This is a genomic window from Streptomyces sp. NPDC030991 (assembly GCF_055571235.1).
Map to the genome: position 1 here is coordinate 373,185 of NZ_JBVIFR010000002.1, position 22,539 is coordinate 395,723.

Annotated in this window: 20 protein-coding genes; 9 read left to right on the forward strand and 11 right to left on the reverse strand. The window is 71.9% G+C overall.

Translation table 11 applies throughout. From position 1 onward, the window contains the following. Positions 1 to 4 precede the first annotated feature (4 nt). Together ACZ45E_RS05220 and ACZ45E_RS05225 are read right to left on the reverse strand one after the other, a co-directional pair. A complete protein-coding gene (locus ACZ45E_RS05220) occupies positions 5 to 871 on the reverse strand; it encodes an ABC transporter ATP-binding protein (protein WP_468216725.1) in 867 nt (288 codons plus the stop codon). Between the two features lie 125 nt (positions 872 to 996). Continuing rightward, positions 997 to 1,827: an ABC transporter ATP-binding protein gene (locus tag ACZ45E_RS05225; RefSeq protein ID WP_468216728.1), complete on the reverse strand. Its 831-nt coding sequence runs from the start codon at positions 1,825 to 1,827 to the stop codon at positions 997 to 999. A 128-nt stretch (positions 1,828 to 1,955) separates the two neighbouring features. Between ACZ45E_RS05225 and ACZ45E_RS05230 the strand changes: the two genes are divergently transcribed. Beyond that, entirely contained in the window at positions 1,956 to 3,176 is a 1,221-nt protein-coding gene (locus ACZ45E_RS05230; RefSeq protein WP_468216731.1) for a sensor histidine kinase, read from the forward strand. Continuing rightward, on the forward strand, positions 3,173 to 3,829 hold the full coding sequence (locus ACZ45E_RS05235; protein WP_468216733.1) for a response regulator: 657 nt from the start codon (positions 3,173 to 3,175) through the stop codon (positions 3,827 to 3,829). The genes ACZ45E_RS05230 and ACZ45E_RS05235 overlap by 4 nt, the downstream gene beginning before the upstream one ends. Before the next feature lie 25 nt (positions 3,830 to 3,854). Here the strand turns inward: ACZ45E_RS05235 and ACZ45E_RS05240 are convergent, their stop codons facing one another. From ACZ45E_RS05240 to ACZ45E_RS05265, 6 genes are all read right to left on the reverse strand, one after another. Beyond that, positions 3,855 to 4,505, reverse strand: coding sequence for a potassium-transporting ATPase subunit C (locus ACZ45E_RS05240; RefSeq protein ID WP_468217148.1), 651 nt, complete (start codon positions 4,503 to 4,505; stop codon positions 3,855 to 3,857). A gap of 2 nt (positions 4,506 to 4,507) precedes the next feature. Next, entirely contained in the window at positions 4,508 to 6,643 is a 2,136-nt protein-coding gene (gene kdpB, locus ACZ45E_RS05245; protein ID WP_468216735.1) for a potassium-transporting ATPase subunit KdpB, read from the reverse strand. Further along, positions 6,640 to 8,304 carry a potassium-transporting ATPase subunit KdpA gene (gene kdpA / locus ACZ45E_RS05250; protein WP_468216738.1) on the reverse strand — a complete coding sequence of 555 codons (1,665 nt, stop codon included), beginning with the start codon at positions 8,302 to 8,304 and terminating at the stop codon, positions 6,640 to 6,642. The genes kdpB and kdpA overlap by 4 nt, the downstream gene beginning before the upstream one ends. A gap of 8 nt (positions 8,305 to 8,312) precedes the next feature. Next, positions 8,313 to 8,402: a K(+)-transporting ATPase subunit F gene (gene kdpF / locus ACZ45E_RS05255; RefSeq protein WP_468216740.1), complete on the reverse strand. Its 90-nt coding sequence runs from the start codon at positions 8,400 to 8,402 to the stop codon at positions 8,313 to 8,315. A 245-nt stretch (positions 8,403 to 8,647) separates the two neighbouring features. Further along, complete coding sequence (locus tag ACZ45E_RS05260; RefSeq protein WP_468216742.1) at positions 8,648 to 10,129, reverse strand: amidase; 1,482 nt, start codon at positions 10,127 to 10,129, stop codon at positions 8,648 to 8,650. A 237-nt stretch (positions 10,130 to 10,366) separates the two neighbouring features. Then, positions 10,367 to 10,948 carry a TetR/AcrR family transcriptional regulator gene (locus ACZ45E_RS05265; RefSeq protein WP_468216743.1) on the reverse strand — a complete coding sequence of 194 codons (582 nt, stop codon included), beginning with the start codon at positions 10,946 to 10,948 and terminating at the stop codon, positions 10,367 to 10,369. 112 nt (positions 10,949 to 11,060) lie between these two features. On the opposite strand from ACZ45E_RS05265, the gene ACZ45E_RS05270 reads away from it, so the two are divergent. The 7 genes from ACZ45E_RS05270 to ACZ45E_RS05300 all read left to right on the forward strand — a co-directional run bounded on the left by ACZ45E_RS05270 (position 11,061) and on the right by ACZ45E_RS05300 (position 18,470). Then, on the forward strand, positions 11,061 to 12,740 hold the full coding sequence (locus tag ACZ45E_RS05270) for a CocE/NonD family hydrolase (protein WP_468216746.1): 1,680 nt from the start codon (positions 11,061 to 11,063) through the stop codon (positions 12,738 to 12,740). Between the two features lie 76 nt (positions 12,741 to 12,816). Next, positions 12,817 to 14,478 (forward strand): ABC transporter substrate-binding protein, encoded by a 1,662-nt coding sequence (locus ACZ45E_RS05275; RefSeq protein WP_468216749.1) that lies wholly within the window; start codon positions 12,817 to 12,819, stop codon positions 14,476 to 14,478. Beyond that, a complete protein-coding gene (locus ACZ45E_RS05280) occupies positions 14,475 to 15,425 on the forward strand; it encodes an ABC transporter permease (protein WP_468216751.1) in 951 nt (316 codons plus the stop codon). The genes ACZ45E_RS05275 and ACZ45E_RS05280 overlap by 4 nt, the downstream gene beginning before the upstream one ends. Continuing rightward, positions 15,422 to 16,270, forward strand: coding sequence for an ABC transporter permease (locus ACZ45E_RS05285; protein WP_468216754.1), 849 nt, complete (start codon positions 15,422 to 15,424; stop codon positions 16,268 to 16,270). Before ACZ45E_RS05280 ends, ACZ45E_RS05285 begins: the two co-directional genes overlap by 4 nt. Beyond that, positions 16,267 to 17,232, forward strand: a complete 966-nt coding sequence (locus tag ACZ45E_RS05290; protein WP_468216756.1) for an ABC transporter ATP-binding protein — start codon at positions 16,267 to 16,269, stop codon at positions 17,230 to 17,232. The genes ACZ45E_RS05285 and ACZ45E_RS05290 overlap by 4 nt, the downstream gene beginning before the upstream one ends. After that, a complete protein-coding gene (locus tag ACZ45E_RS05295) occupies positions 17,225 to 18,037 on the forward strand; it encodes an ABC transporter ATP-binding protein (RefSeq protein WP_468216758.1) in 813 nt (270 codons plus the stop codon). The genes ACZ45E_RS05290 and ACZ45E_RS05295 overlap by 8 nt, the downstream gene beginning before the upstream one ends. Before the next feature lie 13 nt (positions 18,038 to 18,050). Continuing rightward, complete coding sequence (locus tag ACZ45E_RS05300; protein WP_468216761.1) at positions 18,051 to 18,470, forward strand: DUF3237 domain-containing protein; 420 nt, start codon at positions 18,051 to 18,053, stop codon at positions 18,468 to 18,470. Between the two features lie 13 nt (positions 18,471 to 18,483). Here ACZ45E_RS05300 and ACZ45E_RS05305 read toward each other — a convergent pair whose 3' ends face one another. The 3 genes from ACZ45E_RS05305 to ACZ45E_RS05315 form a co-directional block, all read right to left on the reverse strand. After that, positions 18,484 to 20,874, reverse strand: a complete 2,391-nt coding sequence (locus ACZ45E_RS05305; RefSeq protein WP_468216763.1) for an ATP-binding cassette domain-containing protein — start codon at positions 20,872 to 20,874, stop codon at positions 18,484 to 18,486. Positions 20,875 to 21,023: 149 nt separating this feature from the next. Continuing rightward, positions 21,024 to 21,365 (reverse strand): DUF3140 domain-containing protein, encoded by a 342-nt coding sequence (locus tag ACZ45E_RS05310; RefSeq protein ID WP_468216764.1) that lies wholly within the window; start codon positions 21,363 to 21,365, stop codon positions 21,024 to 21,026. Then, a complete protein-coding gene (locus tag ACZ45E_RS05315) occupies positions 21,362 to 21,589 on the reverse strand; it encodes a hypervirulence associated TUDOR domain-containing protein (RefSeq protein ID WP_468216766.1) in 228 nt (75 codons plus the stop codon). The genes ACZ45E_RS05310 and ACZ45E_RS05315 overlap by 4 nt, the downstream gene beginning before the upstream one ends. Positions 21,590 to 22,539 lie beyond the last annotated feature (950 nt).

Consider the following 22,539-nt stretch of genomic DNA (forward strand, 5'->3'; position numbering starts at 1 on the left):
TGGTTCACGCCCCTGTCATCGTCGTGGCGGAGGTGCCGTCGACGTCGTCGACGTCGTCGCCGAGGTGGGCGAGGCGTTCGGCGATCTGGTCGACCGTCGGGGCGCTCATCTGCCCGGCCAGGCGCCCGTCGGCGAGGAACTGCACGGTGTCGGCGTACGAGGCCGCCACCGGGTCGTGCGTCACCATCACCACGGTCCTGCCGTGCAGCCGCACCGTCTCCTGGAGCAGCCGCAGCACGTCGCGGGCGCTGCGGGTGTCGAGGGCGCCGGTGGGCTCGTCCGCGAAGATCACGGCGGGTTCGGTGACCAGGGCGCGGGCGATCGCGACGCGCTGGCGCTGGCCGCCGGAGAGCTGGTCGGGGGTGTGCCCGAGCCGGTCGCCGAGGCCGACGTCGGCGAGGATCTGCTCGGCTTTCGCCCGGTTCACGCGCCGCCCCGCGAGCCGCAGCGGCAGGACCGTGTTCTGCGCGACGGTGAGCGTGGGCAGCAGGTTGTACTGCTGGAAGACGAAGCCGACGCGGGTGCGGCGGAACCTGGTGAGCGCGGCCTCGCCGCGGGCCGGTCCCGGGCCGCCCGTCATCTCTTCGCCGTCGACCACGACGAGGCCGTTGTCGGGGCGGTCGAGTCCGGCCGCGCAGTGCAGCAGCGTCGACTTGCCGGAGCCGGACGGGCCCATCACGGCGGTGAAGCTGCCGGTGGGGAGGGTGAGTGTGATGTCGTCGAGGGCCCTGACCAGGGTGCCGGTGGCGCCCGTCGTCTTCGCGCCGGAGTCCGCGGCGCCGTACGTCTTGGTGACCCTGACCAGGCGGAGCGCCTCGTCGCGGCCGTACTCGGAAGTTGGTGCCTGGCCCTGCCGATGGTGCTTTCGCATGTCGCCGATCCCCTCGTCCGGCGCCCTGTGCGCCTCGCCTACGACGCTAGGGACGACGGGCGCGCGGGGCATTGGGTGTACGGCCCGGACCGGGGTGTCGCTACGTACACCCCGCCGTGGGGGCCCTACGGGTGTCCGCCCGAGCGGGCCAGCCAGCGGCCGGCGTGCCGCGTGACCTCGATGGGGCGGCCGAAGCACGCCGTCATGCGGTCGGCCGTCAGGACCTCCTCGACAGGGCCGCGGGCGAGGACGCGGCCCTCGCGCAGGAGCAGCGCGTGGCTGATCGCCGGGGAGAGTTCCTCCAGGTGGTGGGTGACGGTGATGGTCGCCAGCTCCGGGCGGTTCGCGGCCAGTTGGCGCATGGTGTCGATGAGGTCCTCGCGCGAGGGCAGGTCGAGCGCGTTGAACGGCTCGTCGAGCAGGAGCAGCGACGGGTCGGCCATGAGGGCGCGGGCGATGAGGATGCGGGCGCGCTGGCCGCCCGAGCAGACGCCGTACGGGCGGTCGGCGAGGTCCTTGATCTGGAGTTCGGCGAGCAACTCGTGGGCGCGGCCGCGCACTTCGTCGTCGTAGGACTTCCAGAGCGGCTGGACCGTGCCGGTGTGGCCGGTCAGAACGACGGTGTGGCCTGCGAGGTCCTGCGGGACGCGCTGGGACGTGGAGACGTGCCCGAGGTGCGCGCGCAGTTCGCGGACGTCGACGCGGCCGAGCCGGTGGCCGAGGACCTCGACGGTGCCGGTGGTGGGGAACGTGGTGGCGCCGACGAGCCGCAGGACGCTGGTCTTGCCCGCGCCGTTGGGTCCGAGCAGCGCCCAGTGCTCGCCGGGGCGGACGGCCCAGTCGATGCCGTCGAGAATGACCTGGCCGGTGGTGAGGCGGCGCATGCTCACGCCGTCGAGGGCGGCGACGACGCGCCCGCCCCGTGCGCTGCCGGCCCGCTCGTCCGTCCCGTTCATGGCGCCTCCCGCTTCGTCGCGTACGGGACGGAGAGTAGCTGTAGGTCGCATTTATCCGTCGCCGCGTCCGAGTCGTGGACGTCCCGCTCCGGGCCCGGTCCTGGGGCGGCGAACGTAGGCTGATCACCATGGACCTGAGCCGGCAGTCCGTCGTCGACGCCCCGTTACCGCCCGTGTCCGCCGTCCCCGCAGCGCACCGCTGGAACGCGGTGGTGTGGGTGCTGTGCGGACTGGTGCCCCCGGCCATCGCGGTGTCGGACGCCGCCGGTGGGACGAAGTACACGACGTACGCCCTGCTGGCGGTCCTCACCGCCTCCTACGCGGCGGTCGCGATGTTCCCCGGGAACGCGGCCCTGCGGCCCGCCGGGTACCTGACGGTCCTGGCCGCGGGGGTCGGCGCGGTCGCGTACGTGATGGGCAGCGGCGCCGCCCTGTTCATCGTGGCGCTGCCGCACTTCTGGATCTACGCGTCCGGCCCCCGGGCCGCCCTCTCCTTCAGCGGCGCCGCGGCGCTGCTGACCGCGCTCGGCAGCGCGCTCGGCCGCGACCAAGGGGCCGCGCTCCTCACCGGCGACGAGGGGTTCGTCGTCGCCGGGTACGTCGTGGGCGCGGGGGTCGGTCTTCTCGTGCACCGGGTCAGCGAGCAGGGCGAGGCGCGCGCCAGGCGGCTGTCCGACCAACTCGGCGACGTACAGGCCGCGTTGGCCCGGGCGCACCGGAAGCAGGGTGCGGCGGACGAGCGGGAGCGGCTGGCCCGCGAGATCCATGACACGCTCGCGCAGGGCTTCGCCTCCATCATCGTGCTCGCGGAGGCCGCACGCGCGGGCCTGGAGTCCGAACCGGGGCGCTCCGCCCAGCAGTTGACGTCCATCGAGCAGACCGCGCGGGAGAACCTGGCGGAGGCACGCGCCCTGGTCGGGGCGACGCCGCCGCCGGGCGGTGCGGTCCAGGGCTCGGTGCCGGCGATGTTGCGCCGGACCCTCGACCGGTTCACCGAGGACACCGGTGTCGCGGTGGAGGCGGATCTCGCGGACACCGGCTGCGACCAGCAGACCCGGATCGCGCTGCTCCGCTGCGTCCAGGAGTCCCTGGCCAACGTCCGCAAGCACGCCGGGGCCTCCACGGTCCACGTGGTGCTCGCGTCCGGCCCGTACGGCGTCGAGCTTGAGATCACCGATGACGGGCGGGGCTTCGATGTCGGCGCGGCCCGCGGCTTCGGGCTCGACGGCATGCGCAGGCGGCTCGCCGAGCTCGGCGGCGAGCTGACCGTGACCAGTTCGCTCGGCGACGGCACCCGTCTCCTCGCCTCCCTGCCCGCCTTCGCCCCCGGCCACGAGGAGCTCGTATGACCGTCAAGGACCAGCCCGGGCTGCGGGTCGTCGTGGTCGACGACCACACCGTGATGCGGGCCGGTGTCGTCGCGCTGCTCGCGCCCGAGCCCGGGATCGAGGTCGTCGGGGAGGCGGACGACGGCCGCACCGGGATCGAGGTCGTCGAGGAACTCAGCCCCGACGTGGTCCTGTTGGACCTGCGAATGCCGGTGCTCGACGGTGTCGCGGCGACGCAGCGGATCGTCGCGGGGCCGAGCGGTACCCGGGTGCTGATCCTGACGACGTACGACACGGACACGGAGATCGAGCGGGCGGTGGAGGCCGGCGCGATCGGCTATCTCCTCAAGGACACCTCGCGCGAGCGGCTCGTCGACGCGATCCGCTCGGCGGCCCGCGGCGAGACGGTACTGGCCCCGCGCGTCGCGCAGAAGCTCGTCGCGAAGATGCGCCGGCCGGTCCAGGCCGCGCTCACCGCGCGCGAGGTGGACGTGCTGGCGGCGGTGGCCGACGGCCTCTCCAACGCCGAGATCGGCAGGCGCCTGGTGATCGGGGAGGCGACCGTGAAGACGCATCTGCTGCGGGTCTTCGCCAAGCTGGACGTCAGCGACCGGACGCGGGCGGTCGTGGTGGCGCTGGAGCGCGGACTGCTGGAGCGCGCCGACCGGGACTGAACGCCCGGCCGGCGCCCCGCCGATTTCAGCTGCGGCCGGTCAACTCCCGCAGCGCGATGTTGAGTTCGAGCACGTTGACGCCGGGCTCGCCCATGAAGCCGAGGACGCGGCCGTCCGTGTGGTCGTCGACGAGTTGGCGCACCCGCGCGACGGACAGGTGGTTGCGCTCCGCGACGCGGTGGATCTGCAGGGCGGCGTAGTCCGGGGAGATGTGCGGGTCGAGGCCCGAGCCCGAGGAGGTGACGGCGTCGGCCGGAACGTCCGACGGCCGCACCGTGTACGTGGCCGTGGAGTTGTCCGCGACGACGGCGGCCCTGGCCTCCTTCACCTGCTTGATCAGGCCCTGGTCGGCGCCGGAGAGGTTGGTGGCGCCGGACAGGATCAGCTTGTACTGCGTGTTGACGCTGTTGGTGCCCAGGCCGTTGGAGGGCCGCGGCTGGAACCAGTGCGGGTCGGGTTCGCCGTCCTTGGTGAGGTAGGTCTGTCCGATGAGCGCCGAACCGACCACTTCCTTACCGGACGTGAGCTCCGAGCCGTTGGCCTTGTCGTGGAAGAGGACCTGGGCGACGCCGGTCACCGCGAGCGGGTAGAGCACGCCGCACACGACGGTGAGGAGGATCAGGGCGCGCAGTCCCGCCCCGAGCAACCGGACTGTGTTCGCTACCGAGTTGTTCATCGTCATTGACCGATTCCGGGGATGAGGGAGATGAGTACGTCGATGACCTTGATGCCGGCGAAGGGCGCGACGAGGCCGCCGAGCCCGTAGATCCCGAGGTTGCGGCGGAGCATCCGGTCGGCGCTCACCGGCCGGTACCGGACGCCCTTCAGGGCGAGCGGGACCAGCGCGACGATGATGAGCGCGTTGAAGACGACCGCGGACAGGATCGCGGAGTCGGGGCTGGACAGGCGCATGATGTTGAGCTTGTCCAGGCCGGGGTAGACCGCCGCGAAGAGCGCCGGGATGATCGCGAAGTACTTCGCGACGTCGTTGGCTATGGAGAACGTCGTCAACGCACCGCGAGTGATGAGGAGTTGCTTGCCGATCTCGACGATCTCGATGAGCTTGGTCGGGTCCGAGTCGAGGTCGACCATGTTGCCGGCCTCCTTCGCGGCGGACGTGCCGGTGTTCATCGCGACACCGACGTCCGCCTGGGCCAGGGCCGGTGCGTCGTTGGTGCCGTCCCCGGTCATCGCGACGAGCTTGCCGCCCGCCTGCTCCCGCTTGATGAGGGCCATCTTGTCCTCGGGCGTGGCCTCCGCGAGGAAGTCGTCGACGCCCGCCTCGGCCGCGATCGCCTTCGCCGTCAGCGGGTTGTCCCCGGTGATCATGACGGTTCTGATGCCCATGCGGCGCAGCTCGTCGAAACGCTCCCGCATGCCCTCCTTGACGACGTCCTTGAGGTGGACGACGCCGAGCACGCGGGCACCGTCGGCGTCCTCGACGGCCACGAGCAGTGGCGTACCGCCGGCCTCGGAGATCTCGTCCGCGAGCCTCCCGGCGTCCCCGGCGACCCGGCCGCCCCGCTCCCCGACCCAGGAGACGACCGAACCGGCCGCGCCCTTGCGGATCCTGCGCCCGTCGAGGTCCACGCCCGACATGCGGGTCTGTGCGGTGAACTCGATCCAGTCGGCGCCGGCCAGCTCGCCCCCGGGGGACCCTTCGAGGCCGTACTTCTCCTTGGCGAGGGCCACGACCGAGCGGCCCTCGGGGGTCTCGTCGGACAGCGAAGAGAGGCGCGCGGCGTCGGCGAGGTCGGCCTCGGTGACGCCCTTGACCGGGATGAACCCGGCGGCGCGGCGGTTGCCGAGGGTGATGGTGCCGGTCTTGTCGAGCAGCAGGGTGGACACGTCTCCTGCGGCTTCGACGGCGCGCCCGGACAGGGCGAGCACGTTGCGCTGCACCAGGCGGTCCATGCCCGCGATGCCGATGGCCGAGAGCAGCGCGCCGATGGTGGTCGGGATGAGGCAGACGAGCAGTGCGACCAGGACGACCAGGCTGAGGTCCTTGCCCGCGTAGTGCGCGAACGGCGGCAGCGTGGCGACGGCCAGCAGGAAGACGACGGTCAGGGACGCGAGCAGGATGTTGAGGGCGATCTCGTTCGGCGTCTTCTGCCGGGCCGCGCCCTCGACCAGGTTGATCATGCGGTCGATGAACGTCTCGCCGGGCCTGGTCGTGATCTTGATGACGACGCGGTCGGAGAGCACCTTCGTGCCGCCGGTGACGGCCGAGCGGTCGCCGCCGGACTCCCGGATGACCGGGGCCGACTCGCCGGTGATGGCGGACTCGTCGACGGAGGCCACGCCCTCGACGACGTCACCGTCGCCGGGGACGGTGTCACCGGCCTCGCAGACCACGAGGTCGCCGACGCCCAGCCGCGTACCCGGTACCAGCTCCTCGGCCCCGCCCACGACCCTGCGGGCCACGGTGTCGGTCCTGGCCTTGCGCAGCGTGTCGGCCTGGGCCTTGCCGCGGCCCTCGGCGACGGCCTCCGCGAGGTTGGCGAAGATCACGGTCAGCCAGAGCCAGCCGCTGATGGTCCAGCCGAACCAGTCGGCGGGGTCCTTGAAGGAGAACACCGTGGTCAGCACGGAGCCGACCAGCACCACGAACATGACCGGCGATCTGACCATCACTCGCGGATCGAGCTTGCGGCAGGCGTCGGGGAGCGACCTGAGCAGTTGCTTCGGGTCGAAGAGACCCGCGCCGACCTTGCCCTTCGTGGGCGTGGGGCCGGTCGGCGCGGTTCCCCGCGGCGCCCGGGTGGGGGTGGCTGTGGACATCGCGTCCTCGGTGGTGTCGGTCGTTGCGGTCATGAGGCGAGCCCCTCGGCGAGCGGTCCGAGCGCGAGCGCCGGGAAGTAGGTCAGTCCGGCGACTATCAGGACCGTGCCGACCAGAAGACCGCTGAAGAGCGGCTTCTCGGTGCGCAGCGTGCCCGCGGTGGCCGGGACAGGCCGCTGTTCGCCCAGCGAGCCGGCGAGTGCGAGCACGAACACCATCGGCAGGAAGCGGCCGAGCAGCATCGCGAGCCCGATCGTGGTGTTGAACCAGTTGGTGTCGGCGCTCAGACCGGCGAAGGCGGAACCGTTGTTGTTGGCGCCGGACGTGAACGCGTAGAGGATCTCGGAGAATCCGTGCGCGCCCCCGTTGAGCATGGAGTCCTTCGGGGTCGGCAGGGTCATCGAGAGGGCCGTGAGGACGAGGACGAGCGCGGGCGTGATCAGGAGGTAGCAGGCGGCGAGCTTGATCTCGCGGGTGCCGATCTTCTTGCCCAGGTACTCGGGGGTGCGGCCCACCATCAGTCCGGCGAGGAAGACGGCGATGACCGCCATGATCAGCATGCCGTAGAGGCCGGAGCCGGTGCCGCCGGGCGCGATCTCGCCGAGCTGCATGCCCAGCATGGTGAGGCCGCCGCCGAGGCCGGTGAAGGAGGAGTGGAAGGAGTCCACCGCGCCGGTCGAGGTGAGCGTCGTGGCGACCGCGAAGATCGAGGAGCCGCCGATGCCGAAGCGGTTCTCCTTGCCTTCCATGGCGCCGCCCGCGAGGTCGAACGCGGGGCCGTGGTGGGCGAACTCGGTCCACATCATGAGGCCGGTGAAGGCGATCCAGATCGTCGCCATCGTGGCGAGGATCGCGTAGCCCTGCCGCAGTGAGCCGACCATGCGGCCGAACGTGCGGGTCAGCGCGAACGGGATCACCAGGATCAGGAAGACCTCGAAGAGGTTGGTGAAGCCGTTCGGGTTCTCGAAGGGGTGGGCGGAGTTGGCGTTGAAGTAGCCGCCGCCGTTGGTGCCGAGTTCCTTGATGGCCTCCTGGGAGGCGACGGCGCCGCCGTTCCACTGCTGCGAGCCGCCCATGAACTGGCCGACCGCGTGGATGCCGGCGACGTTCTGGATGGCGCCGCAGGCGACGAGGACGAGCGCGCCGAGCACCGAGATCGGCAGGAGGATGCGGACGACGCCGCGCACCAGGTCGGACCAGAAGTTGCCCAGTTCACCGGTGCGGGAGCGGGCGAAGCCCCGGACGAGGGCGACGGCCACGGCCATGCCCACGGCCGCCGAGACGAAGTTCTGCACCGCGAGGCCGCCGGTCTGCACGACGTGGCCCACGGCCTGTTCGCCGTAGTACGACTGCCAGTTGGTGTTGGCGACGAAGGACGCGGCCGTGTTGAACGCCTGGTCCGGGTCGATCGACCGGAAGCCGAGCGAGCCTGGCAGCGAACCCTGGAGCCGTTGCAGCAGGTAGAGGAAGAGGACGCTCACGGCCGAGAAGGCGAGGACGCCGCGCAGATAGGCGGTCCAGCGCATCTCGGTGTGCGGGTCGGCGCCGATGCCCCGGTAGATCCACTTCTCCACCCGGAGGTGTTTCCCGGAGGAGTAGACCCGGGCCATGTGGTCGCCGAGGGGACGGTAGGCCAGTGCCAGCGCCACGCACAGGGCGAGGAACTGAAGTGCTCCGGCGAGTACGGGGCTCATGTCGGCGCTCAGAACCTCTCCGGGTGGAGGAGGGCGAGGACGAGATAGCCCAGCAGGGCGACGGCCACGACGAGGCCGACGATGTTCTCGGCGGTCACAGCTTGGTCACCCCCTTGGCGACAAGGGCCACCAGCGCGAAAACCGCGATCGTGGTGACGACGAAGGCCACATCGGCCATCGTGAGCTCCCGGATGAGGTGCGACAGGGGACAGGGACGGGGACGGACCCCGGGCGCCCGAACCGCTGAAATGTTCGGACGACTAGAGGAAACCCCCGGTCATGACCGCTTCCGCACCTCGTTGACGCCTCCCTTACGGAGGCGCCCCCGCCCTTGACGCCTCTCTTACGTCGCCGCCCACGCCCGCAGCACCGGTGACCTGTCCTCGACGGCCTGCGCGGCGTCCAGGACCAGGTCCTCCGTGAAGCGCCCGCCGACGAGCTGCACCCCGAGCGGCAGCCCCTCGTGCAGCGCGACCGGCACGGTGACGGCCGGGAAACCGAGTACGGGCACGGCCGTCATCGGCCACATCGCGGGGAAGAGCTCCGCTGAGCGCCGCTCGCCCGCGAGGTCGGCGTCCTGCTCGAAGGGCGGCTCGGCACAGACCGGGGTGAGCAACAGCCGCCCGGCGCCCAGGAGTTGCTGGAGCCTGGTGATCAGGGTGGCGCGCCGCCCCCAGCCGTTGATGTACGTCTCCAGGTCCGGGCGCTCGCCCCAGACGGTGGCCGCCGCCGCGAAGTGCCCGGCGAGGGCGGTACGGATCGCGTCGTCGCCGATCCGCTCCACGACGCGCAGCAGCGGCCGGGTGTCCTCGGTGATCAGCAGCAGCCACAGCCGGGCCGCCTCCGCGAGCAGCGATCGGGCCGCCGCCTCGTCGGTCTCGTCGACCTCGTACCCGGCGTCGGCGAGCCGGGCCGCGGCGTCGGCCACGGCCGCGTCGACGGCGGGATGGTTCTTCACGCCCTCGTTGCCGCGCACGACGGTGACCCGTACAGGACCCGCGCCCGGCGCCCGCTCCGCCGCACCGGGGACGCCCGGCACGCCCGCGGGGTCGCGCAGGTCGGGCGTGGTCATGGCGTGCAGGGCGAGCCGCGCGTCGGCCACGGTCCTGGCGAGCGGGCCCTGCACGGCGCACGCGTGCACGGTCGGCGGGAAGTCCAGCGGGACGGGCCCGTCGGGGGTCTCCGCGAACGCGGGCGGTCCCCAGCCGGAGACCCGGCCGACGGTCGGCCGCACCCCGACCACCCCGCAACAGGCCGCGGGGAAGCGGATGGAGCCGCCGATGTCGTTGCCCTGGGCGAGCGGCGTCAGTCCGTCGGCGATCCCTGCGGCGGCGCCGCCGCTGGAGCCGCCCGGCGTCCTGCCGTGGTCCCAGGGGTTGAGGGTCCTGCCGTGCAGGTCGTTGCCGGAGAACCAGCGCAGCGAGAACGCGGGGACGTTGCTGCGCCCGAGCGGGATCGCGCCCGCTTCGCGCAGGGCCGTGACGCAGGCGGCGTCCTCGTCGGCGACGTTGCCGGCGAGCGCGGTCAGGCCGTTCGTGGTGGCGTACCCCCGCTGTTCGGTGTTGACCTTGATGGAGACCGGCACGCCGTGCAGCGGGCCGAGCTCCTCCCCCGCGGCGACGGCGGCGTCTGCCCGGTGCGCCGCGGCGAGGATGTCACCGGGGCGGACCTCGACGAGCGCGTTCGTCGTCGGGTTGGACTCCTCGACGCGGGCGAGGCAGGAGGCGGCGACCTCGACGGCGGAGACCTCCCGGTCCCGTACGGCGGCGGCGAGTTCGGTGGCGGTCCACTGCCACAGCTCTCCGGGCTGACCTGGACTTCCCATGGGGCACCTCTTCGGGGCGGGTGGCGGGGGTGCGGATCGGGTCACGTGCGGCGCCGGGCAGGGCAGGTGCGGCGGCGTCCGGCACGGCGGCGGGTGGGCCGCTCGGCGCGGGTGGGCACGGACCCTGTCATACAACGGCGTTTTATTTCGCGCACAGACTGCGTCCCGGCGCCGGGCGCTGTCAACCCCCGCCCGACAACCCGGCCGGCCCTTTCAGCTTCCCCTACAGCCGACCTCTCAACCGGTCGGCCCTTTCAGCAGATCGACCACGGCGAGGATCGCCCGCTCGCCCCGCTCGGCGGTCCAGCTCTCGGGGTCCTCCAGCGTGGACAGCCAGTAACCGCGCAGCAGGAGATGGAGCACGTCGCCGCTCAACCCGCCGTCGGCCAGGCCGCCTTCGCCGGCGAGCGCGCTCAACTCCTCCTGACTGTGGCGCGATGCGGCCCGGCGCGCCTCCTCGACCTCGTCGCCGGCGCCGGAACCCGCGCCGGCGATCTCCATCATGAGGCGGCGCAGCACCTCGTCGTCGCGCTCGGTGGTGCACATCCAGCGGACGGCCGCGCGCAGCCGCTCCTCGCCCTCGGCGCCTTCCAGCGCCCGGGCCATCTCACGGCCCCAGTCGGCCTCGGCGCGGCGCATCGCGTTGGTCATCAGGGCGGCGCGGCTCGGGACGTAGTTGGTCACCATCGCCGTCGATCCACCGAGCTGGCCGGCGACGGCCCGGATGGTCACGGAGCGGACGCCGCGCTCGCGGGCGACCTGGATGGTGGCGTCCGCGATCTCGTCGAGCCGCCTGTCCTCGTCTACCTCGATCGGCATGTCGCCGACCTTAACCCAATGGGTTGACCCCGTTCACACGGAGCTGCAATGTTGTCATACAACGTTGTTACATCACGGCGTTGTTCATCCCTGCTCACGGGAGATCACCCTCATGACCTTTGCTTTCGAGCGCGTCGGCCCGGCTCCCGTGCCCGCTCGGGCCCACGAGTTCCGGGTACGGATGCGGGACGGCGTCCGCCTCGCCACCGATGTCTACCTCCCCGGCCCCGCGGAGCCCGGCGCCCCCGGCACCGCCGCCTCCGCCGCCCCCGCCGTCCTCGTGCGGCTGCCGTACGACAAGAACAGCCGCTACGTGTACTTCGAGGAGATCGCCGCCCGCTTCACCGCCCGCGGCTACGCCGTCGTCGTGCAGGACGTGCGCGGCAAGTTCCGCTCCGAGGGCCCGACCGTGCCGTTCCTGCGCGAGCCCGAGGACGGCTACGACACGATCGACTGGATCGTCCACCAGCCCTGGTCGGACGGGCTGGTGGGCATGTTCGGCGACTCGTACTACGGCTTCACGCAGTGGGCCGCGGTCGCCTCCCAGCACCCGGCGCTGCGCGCGATCGTGCCCCGGGTGACCACGGTCGACTTCAACGCGACCACGCAGAGCGGCGCCCCGGTCGGCCGGCCCGTGTGGCTGGAGGGCATCGAGTACTACGCGCACTACTGGATCGACCAGGGCGTGTACGAGTACGAGCCGGACCGCGCCGTCCGCCCGGTCATCGACCAGTACGAGCAGGCGTTCCGCGCCATCGGCGCCCGCTCCACCTGGTTCGATCTGCTCGCGCCGCGCTTCACCGACCTGTTCCCGGCCCGCGGCAGGCACCCGTTCGACGCGCGCCCGGTGCCGGTGCTGCACTGCGTGGGCTGGTTCGACAACATCGTCACCCCGCACATGCGGGACTACACGGAGCTCGCCGCGCGCCCCGGCTGGGACGCCGTGCAGTACCTGTGGGCGGGCGCCGTCGACCACGAGAACTACCGGCTCGCCGACGCCCCCGCGACCGGCGAGAGCGACCACGCGACGAGCGCCGCCGCCCTCGACCGGATGCTGCCGGGCTATGTCGATCCGGCACTGGAGTTCTTCGACGTGTTCCTCAAGGGCGTACGCCGGGCCGACGAACTGGCCAAGGTGCGCTGGGAGTTGGGCCACGGCGGATGGCGGACATCGACCTCGTGGCCACCGCCGGGGGCCGTGGAGCACACCTGGTGGCTCGACGCGGCGGCGGACGCCCTCGGAGCGGCGGCGCCGACCGCGGCCGAGCAGGCGCAGTGGGCGTACGACCCGGAGGAGCTCGTCCCCTCGCTCGTCGCCAACTCCTTCGCCGTGCTGCACAGTTACCCCGACTTCGCGCCGGTGGCCGCCCGCGAGGACGTGCTCCGCCTCTCCGGTCCCGTACTGGACGAGGCGCTCGACCTCGCGGGCCCCGTCCGCCTCGATCTCCATGTCACCAGTACGGCAGCTGAGTTCGACGTCTTCGCCAAGCTCGTCGATGTCTTCCCGGACGGCCGGCTGCGGCCGGTCGCACGCGGCGAGGTCCATGTCCGCACGGACGAGGCACCGGACGAGGTACGCGTCGACCTCGGGCACACCGGCTACCGGATGCGCGCGGGGCACCGGCTCGCCCTGCTGCTGGCGAGCAGCGACTACCCGCTCTACCTGCCCGCGTCGGGCAGTGGCGAGAACCCGTGGACCACGCTCGCCCCGAAGCCGAGCACCCAGACGCTGCGCACCGGCGGCGCCCACCCCTCACGCCTCGTAGTCACCGTTCTGCCCGAGCAGCCCTGAACGCCTCCCCCACGCGCTCGCTCCCCCACCCCGAAGGACCCGGCACCACTCGGAACTCTCCGATCAGGAGCACCTCATGCACGCTCCCCGACGCACCGCCCTGCCGCTCGCGGCGCTGGCAACGGTGGTCACGCTCACGTCCTGTTCCTCCGGCGGCTCCCCCGCCGCGGGCTCCTCTCCCGGCGCGGTGCGGCTCACCGCCACGACGCCCGCCGCGCACGGCACCGTCGACCAGGTCACCTGGAACCTGCCACTGGGCGAGCCGACCACCCTCGACCCCGCGAAGGTCGGCGACTACTCGCCCAGCACCGTCGCCTCCAACCTCTGCGACCCGCTGGTGCGCCTGAAGCCCGACTACTCCACCGCGCCGGGGCTGGCGACCTCCTGGCAGCGGCCCGATCCGAGGACGCTCGTGCTGAACCTGCGCCGCGGCGTCACGTTCTGGGACGGCAGCCCGATGACCGCAGGCGACGTCGTCGCGAGCCTGGAGCGCCAGCGCGTACCGGCCACGCAGAGCGTCAACATCCAGGTCCTGGCCAAGGTCACCACCATCAGGGCGACCACGTCCCACCAGGTCACCGTCCGTTTCCGCACCCCGGACCCGCTGTTCCTCAAGTACCTCGTGAACGGGTTCGGGGCGGTGAGCAAGGCCGCGTACCTGAAGAAGGCGGGCGCCTCCTACGGCACTGCCAAGGGCGGCCTGATGTGCACCGGCCCGTTCGAGCTGACCGGCTGGCGCTCGGGCGAGTCGATCACCGCCGTGCGCAACACCGCGTACTGGGACCCGGCGCTGCGGCCGAAGGTCAAGAAGCTCACGTTCCGGTTCGTCACCGACAACGGGACGCTGACCAGCGCCCTCATGTCCGGTCAGATCGACGGCAGTTACGAGATCCCGTCGACCGCCGCCAAGGCCCTGCGCACGTCCGACGAGGGGCACCTCTACTACGGGCCGTCCGCGCAGACCGTGTTCCTCACCCCGACGGCCCCCACGTCACCGCTCGCCGACCGCCGGATCGCCGACGCGCTCTCTCTCGTCCTCGACCGCGACGCACTCGTACGGAACGTGTACGACGGTGCCGCCCAGCGGCAGAAGACCTTCATCCCCTCCCTCGTCTGGAAGAACAGCGAGGCGAAGGACGTCTACGCGAAGGGGTACGCCGCGCTGCCCGAGTTGCCAGGACCGGACGTCGCCAGGGCGAAGAAGCTGGTCGACGCGGCCGATCCGAAGCAGCGCACCCTCACCGTCGCCATGGGCGCGGGCGACCAGCAGTCCCTGCAGACCCTGACGTTCCTCCAGGCGGGCGCCAAGAAGATCGGGCTCAAGGTCGTGATCCGGCAGCTCCAGCCGACCCAGATGTCCGGCATGTTCTACAACCCGGCGCTGCGCGAGGGGCTCGACGCCACCATGGTCCTCGGCTACGTCGAGATCGCCGACCCACTCTCCTACGCGGACATGCTGACCGACCCGAAGTCCCCTTTGAACTGGACCAACTACCGCAACCGTCAGGTGACTTCGCACATCCGGGCCGCCAAGTCCACGGCCGACGAGCGGGCCGCCGCCACCGAGTTCACCGAGGCGCAGGCGCGCTACGCCAAGGACCTGCCGGTGGTGCCGATCGTCTGCCCGTACGAGCGGCTCTTCCTCAACAAGCGGCTCAGCGGCGCCCCCGCCTCGTTCGCCTACATCAACATGCCGTGGGCGGCGCGCCTCGGCGGCACCGGGCAGGGAAACTCATGATCTGGCGCTTCATGGCCCGGCGCGCCGCGACGCTCGCCGTGACCGCGCTGGTGGCGAGCGTCGCCGTGTACGGGGCGCTGTTCGTCTCACCGGGCGATCCCGCGACCCTGCTGGTGGGCGGCGGCAGACCGCCGAGCGCGCGGCTGCTCGCCGAGATCCATCACCAGTACCACCTCGACGACCCGTTCCTTCGGGGCTACTGGCGCTGGCTGACCGCCCTGTTCCACGGTGATCTGGGGCAGTCCCTCAGCTACCGGGACTCGGTCACGCACCTGGTCGGCGACCGCATCGGCAACACCCTGTTCCTCGTGGCGTTCGCGGCCGTCCTCATCATCGTGGGAGGTGTCGCGCTCGGCGCGTTCGCGGCGCTGCGCGGCGGCTGGGGCGACACCGTGGTGACCGTGGTGACGACGACGCTGATGGCGGTGCCGACGTTCGTGATGTCGGTCCTGCTGATCTGGTGGCTGTCGGTCCGCTGGGACCTGTTCCCCGCCTACGGCACCGGCGAGGGGTTCACCGGCCGCCTCGAACACCTCACCCTGCCGGCGCTCGCGCTCGCCGCGACCTGGCTCGCGTACGTCGCCCAGGTGACGCGCTCGGCGGTCCGCTCCGAACTCGCCTCGGAGCATGTGCAGACCACGCGCGGCCGGGGCCTGCCCGAGCGCCTCGTGGTGCGCAAGCACGTCCTGCGCAACGCGTCCGCGCCGATCTTCTCGGTGTCCGGGGTGGCTGTCGCGGGGCTGATCGCCGGCTGCGCGATCGTCGAGCAGGCCTTCGGTATCAACGGCATCGGGGCGCTGCTCGTGCAGAGCGCCGCCAAACAGGACCTGGCGGTGGTGCAGGCGCTCGCGCTGATCAGCGTCGTCCTCTTCGTCGGCGTGAACACCGTGGTGGACATGGTCACGGCGCTGCTCGACCGCCGCACGCCGCTGGAGGCCACCGGATGACCACCTATCAACTACCGGTACAGGTACGCCTGTTCAGCAAGGGCAACGGGGTGCTGCTCGTCTCCGGGACCGTGGTCGCGTTCGTCGTCCTGCTCGCCGTCTGCGCCCCGCTCGTCGCCCCGTACGACCCCGAGGCCGTCGACCCGATGGCCGTGTACCAGGGCAGTTCGGCGGCGCACTGGTTCGGCACCGACGACACCGGCCGCGACATCCTCTCCCGGATCCTGTACGGGGCGCGGCTCAGCCTGTTCGCGCCCGCCGTGGTGACCGTCGCCGCGAGCGTCGTCGGCACGGCGCTCGCGATCGCGGCGGCGTGGCTCGGCGGCTGGTACGACCGGGTCGTCTCCGGCCTGCTGAACGTCGTGTTCGGCTTCCCCGGCCTGATCCTCGCCGTGGTCGGCGCGGCCGTCTTCGGGGCGGGCCTGCACGTGGCGGTGGTGACGCTCTCCGTCGCCTATCTGCCCTATGTCGCCCGCACGGTGCGCGGCGCCGCGCTGCGGGAGGTGCAACTGCCGTACATCGCGGCCCTGCGCATGCTCGGCATGCCCGGGTGGCGGATCTGTCTGCGGCATCTGACGCCCGCGCTGCTGCCGCTGGTCCTGGTGCAGGTGACGGTCTCGTTCGGGTACACGCTGCTCGATGTGGCGGCGTTCTCCTTCATCGGCCTCGGCGCCCAGCCGCCCACGGCCGAGTGGGGGCTGATGGTCGCGCAAGGAGCCTCGGGCGTCCTGGCCGGCCGGGCCGAACAGTCGCTCTACGCGGGCCTGGTGATCGTCGTCTTCGTCATCGCCTGCACCCTGCTCGGCAACAGCCTGTCCCGACGGCTCCTGGGGGACGAGCGATGACGCTCCTCGACATCCGCGGCCTGCGCGTCACCCTGCCCCTCGACAGGGCCGAGCGCACGGTCATCCACCGGGTCGACCTCTGCGTACCGGAGGGTTCGGCGGTGGGCCTGGTCGGCGAGTCCGGCTCGGGCAAGTCCCTCACCGCCCGGTCCGTGCTGCGGCTGCTGCCGCCCGGCGCCCGCGTCGAGGGCGACATCCGCGTCGACGGTGTCTCCGTGCCCGCCATGGGCCCCGCCGCACTGCGGGCGCTGCGGGCCCGGGACCTCGCCATGGTCTTCCAGGACCCGCGCGCCCACATCAACCCGGTACGCACGGTCGGCGACTTCCTCACCGAGGGCCTGATCGCGGGCGGCGCCCGGCCGCGCTCCGCCACCGCCACGGTCACCGCGCTCCTGCGCGACGTGGGCATCCCCGACGCGGAGCGGCGGCTGCGGCAGCGCCCGCCCGAGCTGTCCGGGGGGCTGCTCCAGCGGGTGATGATCGCCGCCGCCCTCGCCGGCGGGCCGCGTCTGCTCCTCGCCGACGAGCCCACGACCGCGCTCGACGTCACGACGCAGGCCGAGGTCATGGCGATCATCGACGAGGCCCGCGCCGCCCGGGGCCTGGCCATGCTGTTCATCACGCACGACCTGGCCCTGGCCGCCGCCGTGTGCGACCGGGTCGCCGTGATGTACGCGGGCACGCTGGTGGAGGAGCTCCCCGCCGAGCAGCTGCACAAGGCCGCCCGGCACCCCTACACCCGGGCGCTGCTCGCCTCCCGGCCCGCGCCGGATGCGGCCGAGCAGCGGCTGCGGGCGATCCCCGGCCGGCCGCTGTCGGCGTTCGAGGCCGGGCCCGGCTGCGCGTTCGCGCCGCGCTGCCCGGCGGCCCGGGACCTGTGCCGCGCCGAACGGCCCGAGCTGCGGCCCGCCGGCGACGGACTCGCCGCCTGCCACTACCCCGCGGAGCCGACCGATGACTGAGCCGACCGACCCGTACGTGCTCCACGTGAGCGGGCTGCGCAAGGAGTTCGGGGCGGTCGTCGCCGTCGACGACGTCGATCTGACGCTGGCCCCCGGCGACTCCCTGGCCGTCGTCGGCGAGTCGGGCTCGGGCAAGACGACCACCGCCCGGATGATCGCGGGCCTGGAGCGCCCGACGGCCGGCACCGTACGGCTCGCCGGACGCGACAGGACCCGCCCGCCCCGGCGGACCGCCGAACGGCGCCGCGCCGCCCGTGAGATCCAGCTGGTCTTCCAGGACCCGTACGCCTCTCTGGACCGCCGCCAGCGCGTCCGTGACTGTCTCGGCGAGGTCGTCGCGCTCCACACGGAGCTGCGCGGCTCCGCCCTCGACCGGCGCGTCGCCGACCACCTCGACCAGGTGGGCCTGGACGAACGCCAGGGCGACGCGCTGCCCCGCGCCCTCTCCGGCGGCCAGCGCCAGCGCGTCGCCATCGCACGGGCGCTGGCGGTCCGGCCGCAGGTGCTGGTGCTCGACGAGGCCGTCGCGGCGCTCGACGTGTCCGTGCAGGCACAGATCCTCACGCTGCTGCGCGACATCCGCGAACGGACCCCGGTGGCCTACCTGTTCATCACGCACGACCTCGGCGTCGTCCGGCACGTCTGCGAGGACGTCGTGGTCATGCGCGGCGGCCGGATCGTCGAACGCGGGCCCGTGCGCCGGGTACTGACCGAGCCCTCCCACCCGTACACCCGGACCCTGCTCGACTCGGTGCCACGCCCCGGCTGGAAACCGGTCCGCAGGGCCTCGACCCCCACCGTCTGAAAGGCAGCACACCATGACCGACGCGGTTCCCACCCTGACCTACGCCTTCGAGATCCGGGCCGAGATCGACCCGCCGCTGCACATCGGGCACGGCAGCGGCGAGATCACCGATTTCACCCCCATCACCGGCGGCACCGTGCGCGGCCCCCGGCTGACCGGCACCGTCCTGGCCGGCGGCGGCGACTGGTCCAGTACCCGCGGTGACGTCTGCCAGCTGGAGGCCCGCTATCTGCTGCGCGCCGACGACGGCGCCGTGATCGACATCGTCAACCGGGGCTACTACACGGAGTCCGACGCGGGCGTCTACTTCCGCACCGCCCCGGTCTTCCGCACCGACGCCGCCGCCCATCTCTGGCTCACCTCGACCGTCTTCGTCGGCCTGGCGCACGACGACGGGGGCGCCATCGTCATCCGCTGCTACAGCCTGGACTGAGCCGCCCCGGTCCTCAGGCCCCGACGTACCGCGCCAGGTGCTCCCCTGTGAGGGTCTTCCGCTGGGCGACGAGCTCGGCGGGGGTGCCCTCGAAGACGACCTCGCCGCCGTCGTGGCCCGCGCCGGGGCCGAGGTCGATGATCCAGTCGGCGTGCGCCATGACGGCCTGGTGGTGCTCGACCACAATGACCGACTTGCCGGCGTCGACGAGCCGGTCGAGGAGGCCGAGCAGCTGCTCGACGTCGGCGAGGTGCAGCCCCGCCGTCGGCTCGTCGAGGACGTAGACGCCGCCCTTCTCGCCCAGGTGCGTGGCCAGCTTGAGACGCTGCCGCTCGCCGCCGGAGAGCGTGGTGAGCGGCTGGCCGAGGGTGAGGTAGCCGAGCCCGACGTCCTTCAGCCGTACGAGGATCTTGTGCGCGGCGGGCGTCCGCGCCTCGCCCGCGCTGAAGAACGCCTCGGCCTCGGCCACCGGCATCGCGAGCACCTCGCTGATGTCACGTCCCCCGAAGCGGTAGTCGAGGACGGAGGCGTCGAACCGCTTCCCTTCGCAGTCCTCGCACGTCGTGGAGGTACCGGCCATCATCGCCAGGTCGGTGTAGACGACGCCGACGCCCTTGCAGGTGGGGCAGGCGCCCTCGGAGTTGGCGCTGAACAGCGCGGGCTTCACACCGTTGGCCTTCGCGAACGCCTTGCGGATCGGTTCGAGCAGGCCGGTGTAGGTCGCCGGGTTGCTGCGCCGCGAACCGCGGATCGCGCTCTGGTCGACCGGGACGACGCCCTCGCCTGCCGGGATCGAGCCGTGCACCAGCGAGCTCTTGCCGGACCCGGCGACACCGGTCACGACGGTCAGCACCCCCAGCGGGATGTCGACGTCGACGTCCTTGAGGTTGTGCGCCGAGGCGCCGCGGATCTTCAGCGCGCCGGTCGGCTCGCGGACCGCGTCCTTGACCGCGGCCCGGTCGTCGAAGTGGCGCCCGGTGACGGTGCCGGAGGCCCGCAGCCCGTCGACGGTGCCCTCGAAGCAGACGGCGCCGCCGCCCGCGCCCGCGCCGGGGCCGAGGTCGACGACGTGGTCGGCGATCGCGATCATCTCCGGCTTGTGCTCCACGACGAGCACGGTGTTGCCCTTGTCCCTGAGCCTCAGCAGCAGCTCGTTCATCCGCTGGATGTCGTGCGGGTGCAGCCCGGTGGTCGGCTCGTCGAAGACGTACGTCGTGTCGGTGAGCGACGACCCGAGGTGGCGGATCATCTTGACGCGCTGCGCCTCGCCACCGGAGAGGGTGCCGGCGGGCCGGTCGAGCGAGAGATAGCCGAGGCCGATCTCCACGAACGACTCCAGGGTCTGTTGCAGTGTCTCCAGGAGCGGGGCCACCGACGGCTCCTTCAGCTCCCGCACCCAGGTGACCAGGTCCCGGATCTCCATGGCGCAGGCGTCGGCGATGTTGATGCGCCCGATCTTCGACGACCGGGCCCCTTCGCTGAGCCGTGTGCCCGCGCAGTCGGGGCAGACGGTGAAGGTGACGGCGCGCTCGACGAACGCCCGGATGTGCGGCTGCAACGAGTCGACGTCCTTGGAGAGCATCGACTTCTGGATCCTCGGGATCAGCCCCTCGTACGTCAGGTTGACGCCGTCGACCTTGATCTTGGTCGGCTCCTTGTGGAGCAGGTCGTGCAACTGCCGCTTGGTGAACCGGCTGATCGGCTTGTCCGGGGGGAAGAACCCGCAGCCGGTGAAGATGCGGCCGTACCAGCCGTCCATGCTGTAGCCGGGGACGGTGAGCGCGCCCTCGTTCAGCGACTTGCTGTCGTCGTACAGCGCGGTGAGGTCGATGTCGGTGACCGCGCCGCGGCCCTCGCAGCGCGGACACATGCCGCCGGTGATGCTGAAGCTGCGCCGCTCCTTCACGTCCTGTCCGCCGCGCTTCACGGTGACCGCGCCCGCGCCGCTGATCGAGGCGACGTTGAAGGAGAACGCCTTGGGCGAGCCGATGTGCGGCTCGCCGAGCCGGCTGAAGAGGATCCGCAGCATCGCGTTGGCGTCGGTCGCCGTACCGACCGTGGAGCGCGGATCGGCGCCCAGCCGCTGCTGGTCGACGGTGATCACGGTCGTCAGCCCGTCGAGCACGTCGACCTCGGGGCGTGCGAGCGCCGGCATGAAGCCCTGCACGAACGCGCTGTACGTCTCGTTGATCAGCCGCTGCGACTCCGCGGCGATCGTATGGAAGACCAGGGAGCTCTTGCCCGAACCGGAGACACCGGTGAACACCGTGAGCCGCCGCTTGGGCAGCTCGACGCTGATGTCCTTCAGGTTGTTCTCCCGCGCGCCGTGGACCCGGATCAGATCGTGGCTGTCGGCGGCGTGCCGCCCCGACGGCGGTGTACCGGTCCCACTGGCCTTGGTCATTCACGTCTCCATACGTCGGGCACCCGGATGCGAGCAGCAGTATCGCCGCCCGGCCGGGCTCGGGTCAGCTCGTCCGAGCGGATCATTCTGCCCGCGGGGCCCCGCCGACGCTTCTCCGTTCCTGACGGAAGGGGGGCGTGGTGGGCGGCCTACTTCTCCGGGTCGTGGCCCCAGTTCATGAGGGAGTACCGCCACCGGGTGTCCGTGACGTCGCCGGAGGGCCGCTGACGGAGGTGCCGGTGCACGTAGCCGACGACCTTCCGCATGTGGGCGAGGTCGTCGTCGGTGAGGTCGGCCTTCTTCTTCTCCAGGAGGCCGACGATGCGGCGCCCGGACGCGTGGCCCACGCTCTCGTCGCCGCCGTCCGACTGGCCCACGCTCTTGGAGTCGTCCGTGGCCAGCCACTTCTTGAGGGCGGCGGGCGTCATGTTCACGGCCTCGCCGAACTCGTCGATCGTTTCCTGCCGGCTCGCGTCGCTCTTCCCGCTCATGAGCCGCCGTTCCTCTTGCGCAGCGACTCCGGCTTGTGGACGGCGTTGCGGCCGGACTTGTCGCTCGTGACCTCGTACTGCGGCTCGTCCTTCGAGGCGTCGACGGTACGTCCCGCCACCTCGGCACGGCCCGTGATCTTCTTCTTCACCTTCCCCGGAACGGTCTGCCCGTGGCTGCTCCAGGAGACCTTGTCGCCTTTGCCGAGCTTCTTTCCCTTTGCCATGACGCGCACGCTCCTTCGGTCCGGTGACCCCCCGAGGGACGACGCCTTTCACTTTCCCGCCGTTCAGGGCGCGGCGCACTCCGGCGGGCCCCGGTGGCGGGCGCACTCGCCTGTCCGATCAAGCCATTCCCGCCGGGGCCGCCGGCGGAAAAACTGCGAGGCTACGCGCGTTCCCGCCATCTGACGGAGGGCGAGTCCCGGGAGAGCGCGGTCCGCCGTCCCGCGCGTCGCCCCACGGCCGGCGCGGTGACGCCCGACGCGGTACTGACGGCCGTACGGGACTCGCCGACGCCTCTTTCGGCAGGTCAGGTCGGTGCGCTCAGCGGAGTCTCGCGGGCGGCGGTCCAGCGCTGTCCCGCCTTGCGCGTCTCCTTCGGCCTGCTCCGCATGAGCCCGTGCCACGGGACGACGGGGCGCCCGGAACAGGAGTACCGGATGCCCTGACCCGCGCGGGGTCGCCGAGGGCGCTCACCGGTCTATCGAGCCAGTCTCAAAGGTTGAACACAAATTACATACATCCCCTCTTCATACCGGCTCCGATGGTCTAGATTGACCGTGCTTCACATGTGGACACGAGGCGACAAATGATGATCTATAAGTCGGGCGTCACGGACCGCGCGCAATCGCGTCCCTGACGCCGGCGTAGGGGGGATCGATTCCAGGAGCCCGAGAGGGCGCCTTGGGTGTGGGGAGCACCCGAGATGCCGCCGGGCTTCCGTGCACCTCGAGATCCGGGCAGGCCGTACGAGACCGCTGCCGCCCGGACGGGGTGTTCACGCAGCGCTGCCACAGCCGAGACGTCATGCGTGGGAGGCGGGGGCCTCCCGGGGGAGGAACAGCGCGGCACGACGGGGGGCGGGGGCCTCCCGAGGGGCGGAACAGTGCGGGGGGCGGGGGCGCCTTCCGGGGGGAGGAACCGTGTGGAGTAACCACGTCGAGCCCGCTGGTGA